Source organism: Granulicella aggregans (assembly GCF_025685565.1).
Lineage (GTDB): Bacteria > Acidobacteriota > Terriglobia > Terriglobales > Acidobacteriaceae > Edaphobacter > Edaphobacter aggregans_B.
This window is the reverse complement of record NZ_JAGSYE010000001.1, coordinates 1,894,617-1,911,879: the sequence shown is the minus strand read 5'-3', so window position 1 is coordinate 1,911,879 and position 17,263 is coordinate 1,894,617. Positions and strand designations below refer to the sequence as shown.

The window sequence follows — 17,263 nt, the reverse complement described above, 5'->3', positions numbered from 1 at the left end:
GTCAGGATAAGATCACTGGAAGCACCGCGCCACCTGTGCGCAGGCCATGACATCCAATGATGATGGAACGACGACAAATCGTGGACCTTGCAGCTCAGGGAGAGACCGGTCCCATGGTCACTCTCGTTCGCGTCGAGGGCTCTTCCTACCGTCAGCCCGGCGCAAGATTACTGCTCTCAGCCAATACTCCGGGAGCCTACGCAGGCACCCTCAGCGGCGGTTGCCTCGAGGCCGAAGTCGTCACCAAGGCCCTCTGGAAACTCCGTCGCGGTCCAGTAGTCGAGCGCTACTCCACACTCTTTGACGACACCGCAGAAGTTCCCTACGGCCTCGGCTGCGGCGGCACCGTCGACCTGCTCTTCGAGCCCGCCGGCACTCCCGAGTTCGACTCCCTGGTCCGGACCTTGGCAGCTACCTTGCAAGGCGACTCCTTCACCATCCTCACCCGCCTTCCCTCCGACCAGGCGCAGTTTGCACGCGCCGTCATCTCCGGCTGCGGAGAGACTTTGTTCGCAAGCGACGGCTTTTCGCCGGACGAAATCGCCCGCTCTCTTGACGCCGGGCAGCCCGAGATCCTGGGCATCTTCCGCGAACGGCTTACTCCCCCGCAGCGGCTGATCGTCTTTGGCGCGGGCGACGATACCAAACCTCTCGTCAACATGGGGGCGCTCCTGGGATGGACGGTGATCGTCGTCGACGGCCGTGCCCAGCTTGCGCGCCCGGAGAGATTTCCCGCCGCCGTCCGTGTCTTCGCGGCCTCGCCCAGCAACCTCGAGTCGCTGCACGTCACCTCAAACGACGCCGTCGTCCTGATGACCCACAGCTACGAGCAGGATCGCGAGTGGTTGGCCGCCCTGCTGCCGATCGCTCCACGCTACTTCGGCGTGCTTGGAGCACGCCATCGCAGCAGTCTCCTCGTTAGCGAGGCCGCTCTCCTGTGTGGCCTGCCGCTCGCCACCTGCTGCGAGCGAATCTTTGCTCCGGTCGGTCTCGACCTCGGCGGCGACGGTCCGGAGGCTATCGCGCTCGCTGTTCTCGCAGAGGCTCACGCCCGTTGCATGGGTCGACTTGGGGACTCGCGACGGCTCTCGGCAGGGGATGTCGCCGCCCAGATCCAACAGGGCGGAGCCTCACGCTACCTCCAGGCGCAGTGCGCCTTCGACGGCACCGCTTCCCAGGCCCTTCTCGATACGGCATCGCTCTCATGAAGGTCGCTGCCATCGTTCTGGCCGCGGGGGCATCGCGACGACTCGGCCAGCCCAAGCAAAACATCCTGCTCGGCGGGGAGACCCTGCTCGAGCGCACCGTTCGCGTCGCGAAGCTCGCCGGCCTCGATCCCGTTTACGTTGTAGTCGCACCCGGCCAGGAACTGTCTTCGCTGCCCTTCGCTACGATGCTGTTCAATCCGAACGCTCCCGAAGGTATGGCGGCGTCGATAAGAACCGGCGTCCTCGCAGCAGGCGGGGACGGAGCTGAGGGTGCGGTCATCCTGGCCTGCGATCAGCCTGCAGTGACTCCAGAACATCTGAGTTCCATCGTGGGAGACAGAACCGCCATCGTGGCCTCGTCCTATGCCGGACGCAAAGGTGTTCCTGCCTACTTTCCCGCGGCTACTTTCGAGCAACTGCTGGAGCTTCGCGGCGATATCGGTGCCCGCCAACTTATCTCGAACGTATCTGCAATGGAACTTGCCAACGGCGACCTCGATATCGACACGGAAGAAGACCTGGCACGCGCACAGACGATCTACTCCACTGCAAAGCGATAACCCCATCAAGCTTTGCTAAGCGAGAACCTGTGCCCCATTCATCGCGGCTGCATCGCGATGTACACGACCGCTACACCCCCCGCAGAAACTCCTCGACCAGGTTCCCCGCCACAGCCGCTCGATACTTCGCCGTGCTGCGAATGTCATCGATCGGCTTGCACTCTCCGGCCAATGCCGTCCGCGCCGCCGCAATCGTCTCCGCTAGATCGCCTTTAGCTACGCTCCGGCCGGTCAATGCAGCCTCTGTCACCGCCAGCCGCGCGGGAGTCTCCCGAAGACTCGCCGCTCCCAACCGAACCTCTTCGATCACGCCACCCGTCACCCGCGCCAGCGCCGCAATCGCCACCTTCGAGATCGCCTGCGCGTTCCGCGTCCCCACCTTGCGCGCATATGAAACGTAACCGCCAAAGTTACGTTTCATCTGGATGCTGTGCAGCAGCTCATCGGGCCGCAGCGCCGTCTTCTTGTATCCAAGATGGAACTCTCCATAAGGCAGTATCCGCTCGCCACTCGCCGAGACCAGCCTCAACTCCGCCTCATACACCAGCAGCGCCGGTGGCGAATCCGCGGCAGGCGAGGCGTTCACGCAGTTGCCGCCCAGTGTCCCGCGATTCTGGTTCGCAATGGAACCCGTCCAACTCGCCGCCTGCGCCAGAAGCGTGAAATCACCGGCAATCACCGGATGCCTGCGCAGGTCGCTAAACGTGGTCCCCGCGCCAATCGTCACAGTATCATCCGAGACCTCAATGAACCGAAGCTCCGGTATACCCCACAGCGAGACCAGCTTTTTTGCGCCCAACCTCCCAGCACCCAGGGCGACCATCAACTCCGTGCCACCCGCAATCGGCGTGAACTCTCCCGGCGAACCTGCCATCGCGCTCAATACCGCGGCAAGCGAGCCCGGCGCAATCAGGTCATACTGCAATACATTCGATCGCATGAATACCTTGTACCACCCCGCGCTCCCCCTCGCCCACTCTCGGTCAGCGCACTTCCGAAACTCTGTCATCCTGAGCGGACCCTGAGCTTGTCGAAGGGGCAGTCGAAGGACCTGCTTCTCAGAACCACATGAAACCCCGGATGCCCCATCCATGTGGCGTCCGGGTCCCCGGCGAACGTTCTTTGTTCGCTGGGGTGGTAGAGCATGGATGAGACGTAAGACGCTCATGCCACGTTCTTTTCAGCACCTAGTGAGGAGCGTAATTCCCCAGCACCCCAAAACAAACCAGCACCGTTCCGGTAAAGAAGAAGACCAGGCGACAGAGCCACTGCGGGCTCTCGGGATCAGAACACGCCTTGATCTCAAACCCGTTTCGATAAAAGCCTACCAGCAGGATCAGCGCACCAACAGCCAGGGGAATGTCGCGGAGATAGTTGATATGCATCGTAGATGCCTCCTACGCATGAGACTTCTTTGCGCAGGATTCTACCGCGTTGAAGATGCGTTTGTAACCAGTGCATCGGCACAAATTTCCCGCCAGGCCCTCCTGAATCTGCGCCATCGCAGGCTGCGGGTACTTATCCAGCAAATGGTGCGTCGCCAGGATCATCCCCGGAGTGCAGATGCCGCACTGCGCTCCACCCTCCTCGAGGAAGCACTGCTGCACAGCATTCAACCGTCCTTCAACCGCCACGCCTTCAATCGTGCAGACACTCGCGCCAGCCGCCTGCAACACAGGCACCAGGCAGCTATTCACCAACTCGCCGCTCATCAACACCGAGCACGATCCGCACTCCCCCTCGCCGCATCCTTCCTTGGTGCCGGTCAGTTGCAGATCCTCGCGGAGAACGTCGAGGAGACGCTTCATCGGCGGTGCTGTGATGGTCTTCGATTCGCCGTTGATGGTTAGGGTAATGGTCATTACTGCGCGACCTCTCGCGCGTGGAGAGCCAGATAGAAAGTCAGGACGATGGCTAGGGCCGCGAACAGGGTTCGCATCACGTAGAAGAACTGACGGCAAAAGGGATACGTCCACTCTGGGCGACTAGCTTGCAGTCTATCGATGTGGCGTTTGGATGGGCCCCAAAAGGCCCAGATGCTGCCTGCAAGAAAGTTGACATCCATCGCAATCCAAAAATAAAGGTCGCTCACGCCCCCACCTCGCTGAAGTAAGGCCCCGCGATCGCAGGCTCAAGCTCTTCCGTCCCACCCGCAGGCGTCCGCGTCATCCGCTCAAAGATATCTTCCGGCAGCAACGGAATCTCGGTAAACGAAACTCCCGTCGCATGCTCAATCGCATTCAGGATCGCCGGAGCCGGCCCATCCATCGGCAGCTCCCCAATCCCCTTAGCCCCAAACGCTCCATGGATCGTCGGCGTCTCCTCGAAGTGGACATAGATCGGCGGAATGTCCGCACTCGTCGCCATGATGTAGTTAGTCATCTGGTTATTCGCCATGTGGCCCTTCTGCCAGACGCACTTCTCGTAGATCGCATATCCGATGCCCTGCGCCACGCCGCCCTCAATCTGCCCCGCCGCGAGGATCGGATGCAGCACCTTGCCCACCTCTTGCAGCGCATGGAACTGGGTCACGCTAGGGAAGTAGGTCGTCATATCGACGGCCACTTCAGCGACATAAACCGCCCAGGCGTAAGTCGGATACGCCTCGCCGCGATACTTGTCGTCATCCCAGAAGATGTCGCCGGGCGACTCATACCTCGCACTCGCCTTCAACGATCCATGCTCGGCGAGATAGGCGATGGCGGCCTGTCGAAAAGCAGATCCTCCGCCTGCGGCGAAGGATGACAAGGGTTGCGACGTAATCAGATACGGGTTGAGGGACGCAAAAAGGGACTGCGAAGCCCGCTCCACCAGCTTGCCCACGATCATCGCTGTGCGGCTCGCCACGGTCGGCCCCGAGTTCGGCACATGATGCGTGTCCGGCTGCGCGATCAGAACATCCTCATACGGAATTCCCAGCGTCTGCGCGCAGACCTGGCACAGGATCGTATTCGTCCCCTGCCCAAACTCGGTCGACGACACCAGAATCCTCGGCTGCCCCTCCGGCGTGAGTTCAATCTCCACCAGCGAGTTCAGCCGCCGCTCGCCCGATCCCGTAAATCCAGCGCCGTGCATGAACGCCGCAAACCCAATTCCGCGCTTGATCGTCGACGTAGGATTCTCGCGGTCGAAGCGCTCCCGCTTCTCGTGATAGCTGGACTCCGCAAGAGCCCGCGTCAGCAGCCCCTGCATGTCGACCTTGTCGGCGAGATGCTGGCCCGTCGCCGTGTGTCCGCCCGTCTCCAGGAAGTTCCTGCGGCGAATCTCCTCCGGCGTCAGGCCGACGACCTTCGCGATCTGGTCCATATGCCGCTCGATCGCAAATAGGCTCTGCGGCGCTCCAAAGCCGCGAAACGCTCCATGCGGCGGCAAGTTCGTCGCCATCGCCTTCGCCCGGACAGTCAGGTGCGGCCAGTGATACGGCCCGGAAGCGTGGATTGTCCCGCGCGAAAGCACCACCGGCGACAGCGTCATGTACGCTCCGCCATCGAGCGCAAAGTCGATCTCCCCCGCCAGCAGCTTGCCGTCCTTCGAGACCGCCGTCCGATGCCGCGTCCGGCTCGGATGCCTCTTCGTCGTCCCGGCCATGTCCTCGCCACGGTCGTAGCAGATCTTCACCGGATGTCCGCACTTCATCGCCAGCAGCGCCGCATGCGATCCGATAACCGAAGGAAAGTCCTCCTTGCCGCCAAACGCTCCGCCCGTCTCGGTCTGGATCACGCGGCACTTCTCCGCCGGCAGATTGAAGACCAACTCCAGCGCGTGGACGACGTAAAACGGGCACTGCATCGACCCAGTCACGGTAACGCCATCGGTCTCTGAGTACTCCCCGATGACGCCGTTGTTCTCGATGTAAAGCTGCTCCTGCGCTCCGGTCCGATACTCGCCTTCGACCACAAAGTCCGCCGTGCGGAAGATCTCTTCCATCACCGCCGGGTCGCCCGCATCGCCCGCGTTCATCAGATAAGTCTTGAAGGTGTTCGGAGGATGGTTCTCGGCACTCCAGATAACCGGAGCTCCCGGCGCCTCGCTCTCGTCGATGGTGAAGACTCCCGGCAGCTCTTCGTAAATGACCTTTACCGCAGCGACCGCAGCCGGAAGCACAGCCTTATCGAAATGCGCTAACAGAAGGATCGGCTCATCGGGATGATTGACAAAGGTATCGGCAAGACAGAGGTGATCTTTCGCCAGATGCACGATGCAGTTTTCGCCTGGAATGTCCGCCGCCGTGACGATAACGAACTCATCCCATGGGATGCCTGGCGGAAAGCTAATCGAGAGAATCCGTCCACGCGCAATCGTGCTGCGGACGGTCGCCCCGTACCACATGCCCGGCATCGTGATGTCGTCAACATAGCGGGCCGCGCCAACCACCTTGGCGCGGCCCTCTTTACGGATAGGGGAAGTACCGACGATCTGGCTGAGTGCTGGGTTCATCAGGGTTGTTGGTTAGCATAGACCGAAACTTGCATTTCGCCAAAGCAACCACCCCTCAAAACCGAACCCGCCCAGATCGGATCACGCTACTTCTTTGCGGCCTTTGGCTTCTTCGGGGCCTTTGGCTTTTTGGGTGGCTTGGGTTTCTTGGGAGGCTTGGTGGGAGGTGCTGGCGGAGCAATCACCCCGCCGAGCAGCTTGATCAACGCCGGAGCGTTCGGCGATCCCAAGCCAGTGCAGGCATCCCATCCCGGCCCGGCTGTAAAGCCGCCGTTATTGCCCAAGGTGATGTCGTTGAAGCTCGACGCCGCCTTCGCCGCGTAGATCGCCGGATTGATGAACCCCGCCGTCGTTCCGCTCATCTGGTTGGCGACAGCGATCAACCCTGCCCACAACGGCGCGACCGCGCTGGTACCGCCGATGACCGACGTCTGCCCGTCCACCCGGATGATGTAGCCGGTGTTGGGGTCGGCGTTGCCCGAGACATCCGGAACGCCGCGCCCGCCGGCGGCGACCGTAGGTGCGGGGACCTTCGCGCTCGACTGCCAGCTTGGCAGCGGAAAGACGTTACTCACGCCGCCACCGGTCGCACCCTCACCCGAAGCCTGCTCGTTCCACACGACTTCTGAGGTGATCGTCGATCCGGTCGCTTCGAGCATCGTTCCGCCGCAGGCCAGCACATGCGGGCTCGATGCCGGGAAGTCGACGTGGTTGGCCCCGTCGCTTACGCCGTCGGTCGATCCGTTATCGCCCGAAGCCACCGTGATCGTCACGCCCAGAGCCGCCGCCGTCTGGCAGGCCGCATCGAGCGCCGCCATGGATTGCGGAGTCCAGCTCGACTCCGGCCCGCCCCAGCTGATGGAGATCACGCTCGGCTTGTTGGTCGTGTCATGCACCGCCGTCGTAATCGCGTCGATAAAACCCTGGTCCGTGTTCGGGGTGAAGTAGACGACGATCTTCGCCCCCGGCGCGACCGCCGCCGCCACTTCAATGTCCAGCATTACTTCGCCGTCGGCGGAGTTTGCCTTGGAGGGCGCGTTCTTGCCGCCGTCGACCGAGACCGCGGTGACACTTGGAGCTGTCTGCCCAATGCTCTTGAAGTAGGCGGTAAGATCGGTTGTCCGGTAGCCTCCGCCGAGCTCGATGATGCCGATGGTCTGGCCGGTGCCGCTGGCACCGCTGGGGAAGCCGTACGCCTGCGCGACCTGGACTGGAGTGTAGGAGACGCCTGCGGATCCGGCATGAGGCTCGATGCCGCCGTCCCCAGGGGTGGCTGCGCCAATGGCTTTGCGAACACGAAAATGCGGCACCGCTTGCGGACGGTTATCCAGGCCGAGCACGGCCGTCACAGAGCCGATCAGCCCGGCCGGCAGCGTGATCGAGCCCTCACGCACGCGATACTTCTGGCCGTTGATGACCGTCTGCATCAGTTGCACGCCGAAGGCCTTCTGCATATCAGCGGTTGTGCCCGTCAGGTGGACCGTGCGGCGCAACACCTGCTTCGGGTCAGCCTCCACCTTCAGGTTGAACTCCTTCGCAAACTGCTTCACCAGCTTGATCGCATCGGGGTCAGCGGAATGCAGCTTGTTGAACTCGGCCCGGGTTACGCGGTCCTTGCCCAGCCGCTTGGTCTTCAGCGCGGTCTTGCGCTTCACGATTACCGAGACGGTGATCTTCGCGGCGGCGGATGCCGGTTTGGCTGCGGGAGCCCCATCGGTCGAGATGGAGACGACGGGAGACTTTTCGCTCCCGGGTAGAACGCTGCGGGGATGCTCAGCTAAACGCGGCGACTTTGCCATCGGTTTCTTCCTCACACGATCTTCATAGGTCAGAATATTTAGGTGCTTCCAAACAACTGTGAATGTTAGCCCCGAAGCGCATCACTCGAGTGACGAGTTTCGTAAATTATTTTTTAGACTCTGGAGACACCGTTTTGCTCAAGCAATCCTGCACCCCGATCATCGAAACCGAACGTCTGAGACTTCGCGGCCATCGCGAAGACGACCTCGCAAACTGCGTTGCCATGTGGTCGGAGGAAGCCGTCACTCGCTTCACCGTGGGCCGGCAGCTTACGGAAGAAGAGATCTGGATGCGCATGATTCGCCACGTCGGCCACTGGGTTCTGAAAGGCTACGGCTACTGGATCGTCGAGGAAAAGGCCACGGGCACATTCCTCGGCGAAGCCGGAATCGCCGAGTTCCACCGCGGGATCGAACCTTCCATCGTCGGCATCCCGGAGGCTGGCTGGGTCTTCGCCTCCGCTGCCCACGGCAAGGGCTACGGCTTTGAAGCAGCCAGCGCCTTCCTCGCCTGGGGAGAAGCACACTTTGGCAGCCCACGAAGCGTCTGCATTATCGACCCCGGCAACGCCGCATCCCTGAATCTCGCCGCGAAACTCGGCTACACCGAAGAAGCCCGCACCGACTTCCGCGGCAAACCCACAATCCTTCTTGGCCGCGGTCGTCCTACACCCTAAACCCTATCCCCTACACCCTGTCCTTAGAAGTGCCGCAGTTGCTCCGACGGCTTGACCGGCATCTCCATCGGACGGGGCGGAAGCTTGTCCCCGCTCCGCTCCAGCGACCGCGTCACGATCTCCTTCGAGCCCAGCCCAACCGCGAGCGAGAGCGTCAGCACGATCCCGCCGAAGAGAATTCCAAAGGCCAGTTCCACAATGTTGCCTCCCACCCCGAGGTGGTCGAGCACCATCGCCGCCGTCAGTACTAGCACCATCCACTTCACACCAAGCGAGAGGAACCGGGCGTATCCCAGCTTCGCATTCACCGCGCCGATCAGCACCGACCGCGCCAGGAACCGCGCCAGAATATTGCCTACGAGCAGAAGGATGATCGCCCCCACCGAGTGTGTCAGATAGGGCAACAGGAAAGCAGACATCTGCGACGCGCTCGAATAGGAAGCATCGAAGGCCGAGATGCCCACCACAAACCCAAGCACCACGCACAGCCAGAACACAGTCCGCGCTACCAGCACCGTAGGGCTGTGCGACGGGGCCCAGTCCTGGATCGACGAAGTGATATCCGCTGACCGGTTCTTCGCCAGCCGCTCATCGAACTTCAGCGCGACCAGGATTCGCTTCAGCACAAACGCCAGCAAAGCGCCGATCGCTGTAAGAATCGCAATCGCCAGGATCAGCGCCAGCAGCGAAGGCAGCAGGCGGCTGAAGAATGACAGCATGCGATACATGGAGTCGTGCAGGGCCACGCCCATATGCTCCCAGATCGACTGCCCGCTCGAAGGTACGTATCCCGCCGTCGGATCAGACGCGGGCTCCTGGTAGGTCTGCTGCAGCAAGAGCGAGATGGTTGCCATTTGCGAACTCCTTGGTGAAACGGTTGCACGTTGTGCGTTGTAGGTTTTACGTAAAACGTACAACGCAGAACGTACAACTTCTCTACGGATTGAATCTGTCCGGCCAGCGCCAACGCGACACAAGATACGCCTTGTCGGACTCGAAGGTGCGCGCCATCTCTTCGATATGCACCTCCGGGTCGACGCCCGTCCGTGCCAGCAGGAAATGAGATGCCACCCAAGCGAGATAGAGCGGCGTCAGCGCGCCGAGCAGGTGTCCGCGGTTGATCGTACGCAGCCGGTACGCAAGGATGAAGTCGTACACAATCCTTGCCCACAGCGAATCTCCCATCTTGAACGCCTCGGCGGGGGCCTGCGAGAGCCGCTTCAGCGCCAGCAGCGAATTCGGCGGCAGCACCAGCGACCAGATCTCCTGCAGATTCTTGTAGGCCACACGGAAGGACTCGATCATCGGCTCGACATCAGGCATATCGTCCGAACCAATGGGAGACTTCGTCACCTGGCGTCCCCCACCTACTCTCGACCTCTGCCAGAATGCGGCGTTGGTCTCGATCATGGCGAATAACGACGCTCCTACCTGCGCGAGCACCGCATTCAGGTCGCCCCCGGCGGGCTGCGGCAGGCTGCGCGCTCCTGCTTCCACTTCGATGACGCTATATCCGGAGGAACATGCTTCCGCAACCGGCCAGATCAATGCATCGCCCTGGCTCGCGGCGGTGAAGCGTTGCGCAACCGTCGCCAGCTTCTCCACCATCCGCCGTGAAAGCCCCAGGTCGAGCGCCAGCGGAAACCGCGGCTGTCCGCCAAAGATCGCGCGACTGACCGGATAAAGCAGCGCTGAGTTGACCAGGCCTTCACGAGGGCCCGTCGCGTAACGCGGCACGGCAAGATCGCCACCATTCGAGATAGCGCTGGCCAACGCCCGCATCGCCTCGACGCGGAGCGTCTGTGCCTCCGGTCCCAGCAGCAGGCAGGCAACGGCGTTGTGGTCCTGAAGCGACTTGTAAAGGTTCACGAAGTCCCCTGCGGTCAACAACCAGCTGCCTGACGGCGACGCCGCCAGGGCGTCGCTCACAATGTCGAGGTTCGCGAAGTCCTGTCCCAGGCTCTTCGCCGCATCCGTGCCCAGGTCGGGCGTTGAGACGGTAATGTTGTTGCCAATGAACGCGAGACTGAGTCGTCCCAGCGTCGCTTCGAGAGCCTCGGGAGGCAGCGGAGTCAGGACTACCAACAACTTACTGGTAGGCGCTGCCGTTGCCGTGCTGCTCGTATTGACTTCGGACGATATGGCTGCCATTCAACGTTCCCGCAATCGGCCGTGTGTTGCTCAACGGACTTTGGCTAATCCTAATATGGATGTCATCCGGCACAGCGCAGTTGGCCGCCGGCTCTGTTCCCCTAGCTCGACTGCGGCAGCGCCAGAATGCCCAGCAGAGGAATCCGCACCCACGCGGGACGGTTGTTCAACTCATAGAGCAACTCGTAGAGCGCCTTCTCCAGCAAATAAGCACTCAACATCGCCTGCGCCTGGGCCAAATCTTCGATCAGGCCCGGGCCGCCCGCGATCGTCTCCTTGTAAGCGTTCAGAAACTCCGTCGAGACAGCGTTCACCCACAGCTTCGTCCACTGCTCCAGCGGACGCGCATCTTGCCCTTGGGCCAGCGGTCTCCGCTGCGTAAACGCACTCAGTCCAGCGTATGCGGCATAGCTGAACGACCGCAGCATTCCGGCGACGTCCTTCAGAGGAGACTGCTTCATCCGCCGCTCCTCAAGCGACCGCGCTGGCTCGCCTTCGAAGTCCAGGATGACGAAGTCCGCCTTGGACCGGAGCGTCTGCCCCAAGTGATAGTCACCATGGATGCGGATTCTCTTCCCAGCAAGATTAGGTGCGACGGTTGTAAGCCGCCGCGCCCGCGCCAGCAGCTCCCGGCGCTGGCTCAGGATCAGCGCGGCCAGATCGGACAGGCTCTCGCTGTCGCTGGACTCGCTCGCCGTCGAAGGAAACCCAACCATGCCGCGGCGCAGCGCCTCGAGGCTGCTGGTGATCTGCGTCTCGATCCTCGCCGCATCCCGCGTCAGGCCCTCCGCAGTGAACGGCTCGGCTCGAAAAGCCGGGTCATCGGTCGGAGTCGCCAGCGCGAGGTGCATCTCCGCAGTGCGTCGTCCCAGATGCGCTGCGTTCTTCAGGTAAAGGCCCGCGTGTTCGTCCGCAGCCGCAGGCATCTCGGAGTCGCGGTCGAACGCGGGAAAGCTCCCAACGTCCTGCGGTGTGGGACAGGTCGCGCAGCTATCGAAGTACCGCGACAGCTCATCGAGCGTCCATTGCCAACCATCGCCCTCATTCTGCACCAGCCCTTGCAGCATGGCCAGCGTAGTCGGCTCCTCATCAGGTCCGCCGGTACTCGTGATGTCCCCAAGAAACGGCGCGATGGGAGTGAAGTGCGCTACCTCGGTCAGGAAGCGGCCAATCTCCGTATCCGGGTTCTCGCCCGGCTGGAGACGCCGAAACAACTTCATGATCAGCTTCCCGTCATACAGAATCGACGTGTTCGACTGCTCCGCCGATCCCGTCCGAGCAGGCAACGGCCCCTCGCCACGCGCCGCGTCGAAGGCCGCGCTCTTCCGTCCCTTGACTCTTCCCATCGCCGACGGCAGATCGCCACTCCGCTCGATCAGGGTCAACAACCGCTGGCGGAAGCCTTCGTCGGCCGCGCCGTCGTGCAAAATCGCCGGCCCGGTCGAGGTATCGAGCGTCGCAATGATCGCCGATGCCGAACTCTCCCGGATGCGCTCGACCTCCGCGCCGCTGCTGATGCAGAGCGGAAGTTGGTACGTATCGACCACTCCGTCCCCGTAAGTGATCTCGAGAAAGACAATCGCGCAGGTGGAGGCCGCAGGAGCACCCGATGCACGAGGCAGCGGAACCGAGTCCACCACGCGCACACGCTCAAGCGTCCGGGACTTCGCCCCAAACCATCGCTGCCGAATCAGGTGGTTGGGTAGAAGCTCCTGCAATAACGTCAGTCCAGGTCCGGTGAGGATCGCATTGATGCCTTCACTCTTGCCGATCAGATTCAAGTTCGCAAGCGACGCTTCGTCGCTCTTCACCACCGGCGTCTCAACAAACTCGGGAGCCGGTTGCAGCTCCAGCCAGAAGAAGGAATACGGTGCCAGCGTGATGGCGTAAGGCGTATTGCCGATCTGCGGGAACGAGACATAGCCCAGCATCTCGACTGGCATCATTCCCTCGAACTTCCGCAGGTCGAGCGACACCGGCTGAGCGAACCGCGAGAGATTCGCAACGCAAAGCACCGTCTCCGAAGGGCCGAATCCATCCGCTTCGAGACTGCGTACATAGGCGAGGATCTTGCGGTTCTCGGGATCGAGAAACTCCAGCTTGCCCCGCCCGAAGACGCGGAAAAGCTTGCGCAGCGCGATCATGTTCTTCGTCCAGTACAGCAGCGACGAAGGGTCGCTCTGCTGCGCCTCAACGTTGATCGCCTGGTAGCCCCAGATCGGGTCCATGATGACTGGGAAGTATAGCTTCGCCGGCACCGCCTTCGAGAAGCCCGCATTGCGATCGGAGTTCCACTGCATCGGCGTGCGCACGCCGTTGCGGTCGCCAAGATAGATGTTGTCGCCCATCCCGATCTCGTCGCCGTAGTACATAATCGGTGTTCCCGGGAAGCTAAGAAGGAGCGAGTTCAACAGCTCAATCCGGCGGCGATTGTTATCGACCAGCGGCGCGAGCCTGCGGCGGATGCCCACATTGATACGCATGCGCGGGTCGGCCGAATACGCGAGATACATATAGTCGCGCTCGTCGTCGGTCACCATCTCCAGCGTCAGTTCATCGTGATTGCGAAGGAACAAGCCCCACTGGCACGACTCCGGAATCTCTGGCGTCTGCGCCATGATGTCCGTAATGGGCAAGCGGTCTTCCTGCCGCAGCGCCATGTAGATGCGCGGCATCAGCGGAAAGTGAAAGGCCATGTGGCACTCGTCGCCATCGCCGAAGTAGGGCCGCACATCTGCCGGCCACATGTTCGCCTCGGCCAGAATCAGCCGGTTGCTGTACTCCTCATCCAGAGCAGCGCGAATCTGCTTGATCTTGACGTGGGTCTCCGGCACGTTCTCGCAGTTCGTCCCGTCGCGCTCGACGAGGTACGGAATCGCATCCAGCCGCAGCGCGTCCACACCCATGTCGAGCCAGAACCGCATCGCCTTCAGCACCTCGTCCATGACGCGCGGATTGTCGAAGTTCAAGTCAGGCTGGTGGGAGAAGAAGCGGTGCCAGTAGAACGCCTTCGCCGTATCGTCCCAAGTCCAGTTGGACTTCTCCGTATCCGTGAAGATGATGCGGACGCCGTCATACTTCTTGTCCGTCTCAGACCACACGTACATCTCGCGCTCAGGCGATCCCGGCGGCGCATGACGTGCCGCCTGAAACCATGGATGCTGGTCCGAAGTATGGTTGATGACCAGCTCGATCATCACCTGCATGCCGCGCAGGTGCGCCGCGTCGAGGAACTGCTTGAAGTCGTCGATCGTTCCGTAGGAAGGATTCACATCGACATAGTTCGCAATGTCGTAGCCGTCATCACGCAGCGGGGAAGGAAAGAACGGCAGTAGCCAAAGGCACGTCACGCCAAGGTCCTGCAGATAATCGAGCCGCGACATCAGCCCCGGAAAGTCTCCGATGCCGTCCGCGTTCGAGTCCTGAAACGCACGGACGTGGATCTCGTAGATAACGGCATCTTTGTACCAAAGTGGATCAGTAGCGCTTCCGGCTTTCTTCACGTACACACTCCAAAGTCCATAAGATGCGCTTAGCGGAACAACCGCAAACGCGATCGTTGAATACTTGCAAATTTGTAATTACAAGAGAACTCGTAACTGGCGTTCGATTTGAGTAAGATGAAGCCAAAACGCCGCGAATCAACGGAAGCATGGCCTCAGCTTCGAGGAAGCCATACAGTCATTTCTCGACCCGCTTTGCTTCTCGGTCAAAGAGCGAATCGTGGACGGAGAGGAACGCTGGCAGACCTTCAGAATCGTCGCTGGCCTGATTCTGCTTATGGTCGTCCATACGATCCGGGAGGAAGAGGACGACGGCTTCATTGAGGTAATCCGTATCATCTTGGCACGGGCTGCAAACTCGAAAGAGAGGAGACGCTATGAAGACGAAGATCGTTCGATTTGAACTGAACTCGATGCCGCCGCTCACCGAGGCCCAGCGCCAGAACCTCAAGGCACTCGCAGCGCGTCCTGACACCGAGATCGACACCACGGATGCCCCCGAGATGACCGAAGAGCAGTGGCGCACCGCTGAACGCGGCCACTTCTACCGCCCCGTAAAGCGCCAGATCACAGCACGCGTCGACGCGGACGTCCTGGATTGGCTCAAAGCCCAAGGCAAAGGCTATCAGTCGCGTATCAACGCCATCCTCCGGCGCGAGATGCTGGAGGCAGCGAAATCAGCTTCAGCGAAGTAAGGCAATCTACTCGGACACATCAACTGCTGGTTCTGCTTTTGTAACCTCGCCCGTGACAGATTTCGCGTGAGTCACCCGAAAGACATGCGCAGGCATAACATCCGGCCTTAGCGCCACGTAGTTGCTTCGGTCGTGCCACTTGTAGTGCACCCCCGTCAGCAGGTCTTCCACATCGAAGGTCTCGTCGTGCGCAATGCCCAGAGACTTCAAGTTGAGATCGATCCAGCCGGCCTGCTCATTCTTCGGATCAAGATTGATCGCAACCAGGATGATGTTGTCCCCTCCACGCTTGTGATAGCACATCACCATCGGGTTATCGACCGGGTGGAACTCGAGCGAAAGATCGCTCTGTAGAGCCACGTTTTCACGCCGTATCTCATTGACCCGCGTAATCAGCGGCGCAATTGAATAGGGGACATCGAGATCCCATTGCCTGATCTCGTACTTCTCGCTGTTCAGATACTCTTCGCTGACCTTCTTTGCGGGAGTATTTTCGCCCAACTCGAAGGCAGGCCCATAGATGCCATAGCTCGCGCCCAGCGTCGCCGCAAGGATCAGCCGCTGCATAAAAGCAGGACGTCCACCCTCCTGTAGAGAGGCGTGAAGAATGTCCGGCGTATTCGGCCACAGATTTGGAGTGAAGAAGTCGCTGACCGGCGGCCTCGTCACCTCTTCAAAGTATTGCTGCAGGTCGGCCTTCGTGTTCCGCCAGGTGAAATACGTATACGACTGCGTGAATCCTGCCTTGGCCAGCGAGTACATCACGTGCGGGCGCGTAAACGCCTCGGCCAGGAAGATCACCTCGGGATGCTTCGTGTGCACCTCCGCGATCACCCACTCCCAGAACGGCAACGCCTTGGTATGCGGGTTGTCGACGCGGAAGATCTTCACGCCATGCCGTATCCAGTGCTCGAACACTTCATGCAGGTTTTCCCAGAGATTGCGCCAGTCGTCTGATTCGAAGTTCAGCGGATAGATGTCCTGATACTTCTTGGGCGGGTTCTCCGCATACTGAATCGTGCCGTCAGGCCTGATGATGAACCAGTCAGGATGTTCCTTCACCCAGGGATGATCCGGCGAGCATTGGAAGGCGATGTCCAGAGCGATCTCCATCCCACGGTCGCGTGCCGCAGCGACCAACCCCTCGAAGTCCTCCATCGTTCCGAGCTTCTTGTGGATCGCCTTGTGGCCTCCGTCGCTCGAACCGATCGCCCACGGACTGCCCTCATCGCCCTCCTCCGCGGTAACGCTGTTGTTTTTACCTTTGCGATAGGCCACACCGATGGGACTGATAGGCGGCAGATACAACACATCAAATCCCATCGCCGCAATCGCTGGAAGACGTTCACGAACATCGGCAAAGGTGCCGTGCCGCTGTTTTTCGCCCTCTTCAAGCACAGCCGCGGAACGAGGAAAGAGCTCATACCAGCTCGAGAATCTTGCCCGCTCCCGATCCACCCATAGATCGAAATCGGCGCTTCGCGTCGCCAGCTCCGGATCGAAGTACTTCGCCGCCAACTCGCAGATGCCGGGCGTAATGGGGTACTCGTAGACCGCCGCTTTCTGTTCCGCCATCCACTCCAGCGACAACTGCACCTCGCGGATCGCAATGGAATCCTTCCCCTTCGCAAACTTGGCGGCACGCTCCAGAATGATCGCGCCTGAGCGTAGGGCGAGAGGAATGTCCTGCTCTGAGTCCGTAGAGACGGGGTTCGCCGGATCAGGCTGCGCTTCGAGCCGCTTGCGCAGGTCGGTCTTCCATGTATCGAAGTGATCGATCCATCCCTGCACGGCATACTGCCACGCTCCAATCTGATCGACGACGAAGCTCGCCGACCAGATGTCGTTCCCTTCGGCCTCGAGCGGAACGGTGCGCCATCTGCGCTCGCCCTTCACCCGATAGAGCAACTGTCCGCCGACATGGTCGTGGCCATCGCCAAACATCGCGACCGACACCCTCACGCGATCGCCAAGGAAGCGCCGCACCGGATACCGCCCACACTCGACGTTCGGCTTCACTGCCTCGATCACAACTCGCTTGCGGCCTTCTACTGGTTTCATCAGATATGCCTTAGTGCCTGGGGGCGTGCAACTGGGTTATGAGCCTCTTCGCTCCATTCACTTCGGGGCAGCTTACTTTTTCGTGACTTCAAATCCCGTATTCGAGACTGCCACTCCGTTTGCATCAAACTACGGAAGAACCGGTATCTCGTTTTAGAGATGCCATATTCGC

Annotated in this window: 13 protein-coding genes and 1 pseudogene; 5 read left to right on the top strand and 9 right to left on the bottom strand. The window is 60.9% G+C overall.

The features are described 5' to 3' along the window. The first annotated feature begins 56 nt into the window (after positions 1 to 56). Both OHL18_RS07610 and OHL18_RS07605 read left to right on the top strand, forming a co-directional pair. A complete protein-coding gene (locus tag OHL18_RS07610) occupies positions 57 to 1,208 on the top strand; it encodes an XdhC family protein (protein WP_263374212.1) in 1,152 nt (383 codons plus the stop codon). After that, positions 1,205 to 1,768 carry a nucleotidyltransferase family protein gene (locus OHL18_RS07605; protein WP_263374211.1) on the top strand — a complete coding sequence of 188 codons (564 nt, stop codon included), beginning with the start codon at positions 1,205 to 1,207 and terminating at the stop codon, positions 1,766 to 1,768. Before OHL18_RS07610 ends, OHL18_RS07605 begins: the two co-directional genes overlap by 4 nt. 70 nt (positions 1,769 to 1,838) lie before the next feature. Here OHL18_RS07605 and OHL18_RS07600 read toward each other — a convergent pair whose 3' ends face one another. The 5 genes from OHL18_RS07600 to OHL18_RS07580 form a co-directional block, all read right to left on the bottom strand. Further along, complete coding sequence (locus tag OHL18_RS07600; protein ID WP_263374210.1) at positions 1,839 to 2,708, bottom strand: FAD binding domain-containing protein; 870 nt, start codon at positions 2,706 to 2,708, stop codon at positions 1,839 to 1,841. Positions 2,709 to 2,955: 247 nt separating this feature from the next. Beyond that, complete coding sequence (locus OHL18_RS07595) at positions 2,956 to 3,153, bottom strand: hypothetical protein (protein ID WP_263374209.1); 198 nt, start codon at positions 3,151 to 3,153, stop codon at positions 2,956 to 2,958. A gap of 12 nt (positions 3,154 to 3,165) precedes the next feature. Beyond that, on the bottom strand, positions 3,166 to 3,630 hold the full coding sequence (locus OHL18_RS07590; RefSeq protein ID WP_263374208.1) for a (2Fe-2S)-binding protein: 465 nt from the start codon (positions 3,628 to 3,630) through the stop codon (positions 3,166 to 3,168). Between the two features lie 226 nt (positions 3,631 to 3,856). Then, complete coding sequence (locus OHL18_RS07585) at positions 3,857 to 6,205, bottom strand: xanthine dehydrogenase family protein molybdopterin-binding subunit (protein ID WP_263374207.1); 2,349 nt, start codon at positions 6,203 to 6,205, stop codon at positions 3,857 to 3,859. Between the two features lie 86 nt (positions 6,206 to 6,291). After that, entirely contained in the window at positions 6,292 to 8,004 is a 1,713-nt protein-coding gene (locus OHL18_RS07580) for a S53 family peptidase (RefSeq protein ID WP_263374206.1), read from the bottom strand. 134 nt (positions 8,005 to 8,138) lie between these two features. Here OHL18_RS07580 and OHL18_RS07575 point away from each other — a divergent pair, with 134 nt between their 5' ends. Further along, positions 8,139 to 8,681, top strand: coding sequence for a GNAT family N-acetyltransferase (locus OHL18_RS07575; RefSeq protein ID WP_263374205.1), 543 nt, complete (start codon positions 8,139 to 8,141; stop codon positions 8,679 to 8,681). A gap of 23 nt (positions 8,682 to 8,704) precedes the next feature. Here the strand turns inward: OHL18_RS07575 and OHL18_RS07570 are convergent, their stop codons facing one another. The 3 genes from OHL18_RS07570 to treS form a co-directional block, all read right to left on the bottom strand. Then, positions 8,705 to 9,535, bottom strand: coding sequence for a hypothetical protein (locus OHL18_RS07570; protein WP_263374204.1), 831 nt, complete (start codon positions 9,533 to 9,535; stop codon positions 8,705 to 8,707). 82 nt (positions 9,536 to 9,617) lie between these two features. Then, positions 9,618 to 10,832, bottom strand: coding sequence for a hypothetical protein (locus tag OHL18_RS07565; RefSeq protein ID WP_263374203.1), 1,215 nt, complete (start codon positions 10,830 to 10,832; stop codon positions 9,618 to 9,620). 101 nt (positions 10,833 to 10,933) lie between these two features. After that, positions 10,934 to 14,335, bottom strand: coding sequence for a maltose alpha-D-glucosyltransferase (treS, locus tag OHL18_RS07560; protein WP_263374202.1), 3,402 nt, complete (start codon positions 14,333 to 14,335; stop codon positions 10,934 to 10,936). A gap of 139 nt (positions 14,336 to 14,474) precedes the next feature. Here treS and OHL18_RS07555 point away from each other — a divergent pair. Both OHL18_RS07555 and OHL18_RS07550 read left to right on the top strand, forming a co-directional pair. Next, positions 14,475 to 14,738, top strand: a pseudogene (locus OHL18_RS07555) (BrnT family toxin); the annotation flags it as partial. Further along, a complete protein-coding gene (locus OHL18_RS07550; RefSeq protein WP_263374201.1) occupies positions 14,713 to 15,030 on the top strand; it encodes a BrnA antitoxin family protein in 318 nt (105 codons plus the stop codon). The pseudogene OHL18_RS07555 and the gene OHL18_RS07550, both read left to right, overlap by 26 nt. 6 nt (positions 15,031 to 15,036) lie before the next feature. Here the strand turns inward: OHL18_RS07550 and OHL18_RS07545 are convergent, their stop codons facing one another. After that, positions 15,037 to 17,091, bottom strand: a complete 2,055-nt coding sequence (locus tag OHL18_RS07545) for an alpha-1,4-glucan--maltose-1-phosphate maltosyltransferase (protein WP_263374200.1) — start codon at positions 17,089 to 17,091, stop codon at positions 15,037 to 15,039. Between the last annotated feature and the right edge of the window lie 172 nt (positions 17,092 to 17,263).

Bases quoted from the DNA above. Each gene is read 5' to 3' on its own strand.
- OHL18_RS07550 (WP_263374201.1), top strand. From the start codon at position 14,713: ATGAAGACGAAGATCGTTCGATTTGAACTGAACTCGATGCCGCCGCTC.
- OHL18_RS07580 (WP_263374206.1), bottom strand. From the start codon at position 8,004: ATGGCAAAGTCGCCGCGTTTAGCTGAGCATCCCCGCAGCGTTCTACCC.
- OHL18_RS07570 (WP_263374204.1), bottom strand. From the start codon at position 9,535: ATGGCAACCATCTCGCTCTTGCTGCAGCAGACCTACCAGGAGCCCGCG.
- OHL18_RS07595 (WP_263374209.1), bottom strand. From the start codon at position 3,153: ATGCATATCAACTATCTCCGCGACATTCCCCTGGCTGTTGGTGCGCTG.
- OHL18_RS07600 (WP_263374210.1), bottom strand. From the start codon at position 2,708: ATGCGATCGAATGTATTGCAGTATGACCTGATTGCGCCGGGCTCGCTT.
- OHL18_RS07605 (WP_263374211.1), top strand. From the start codon at position 1,205: ATGAAGGTCGCTGCCATCGTTCTGGCCGCGGGGGCATCGCGACGACTC.
- OHL18_RS07565 (WP_263374203.1), bottom strand. From the start codon at position 10,832: ATGGCAGCCATATCGTCCGAAGTCAATACGAGCAGCACGGCAACGGCA.
- OHL18_RS07585 (WP_263374207.1), bottom strand. From the start codon at position 6,205: ATGAACCCAGCACTCAGCCAGATCGTCGGTACTTCCCCTATCCGTAAA.
- OHL18_RS07545 (WP_263374200.1), bottom strand. From the start codon at position 17,091: ATGAAACCAGTAGAAGGCCGCAAGCGAGTTGTGATCGAGGCAGTGAAG.
- OHL18_RS07610 (WP_263374212.1), top strand. From the start codon at position 57: ATGATGATGGAACGACGACAAATCGTGGACCTTGCAGCTCAGGGAGAG.
- OHL18_RS07590 (WP_263374208.1), bottom strand. From the start codon at position 3,630: ATGACCATTACCCTAACCATCAACGGCGAATCGAAGACCATCACAGCA.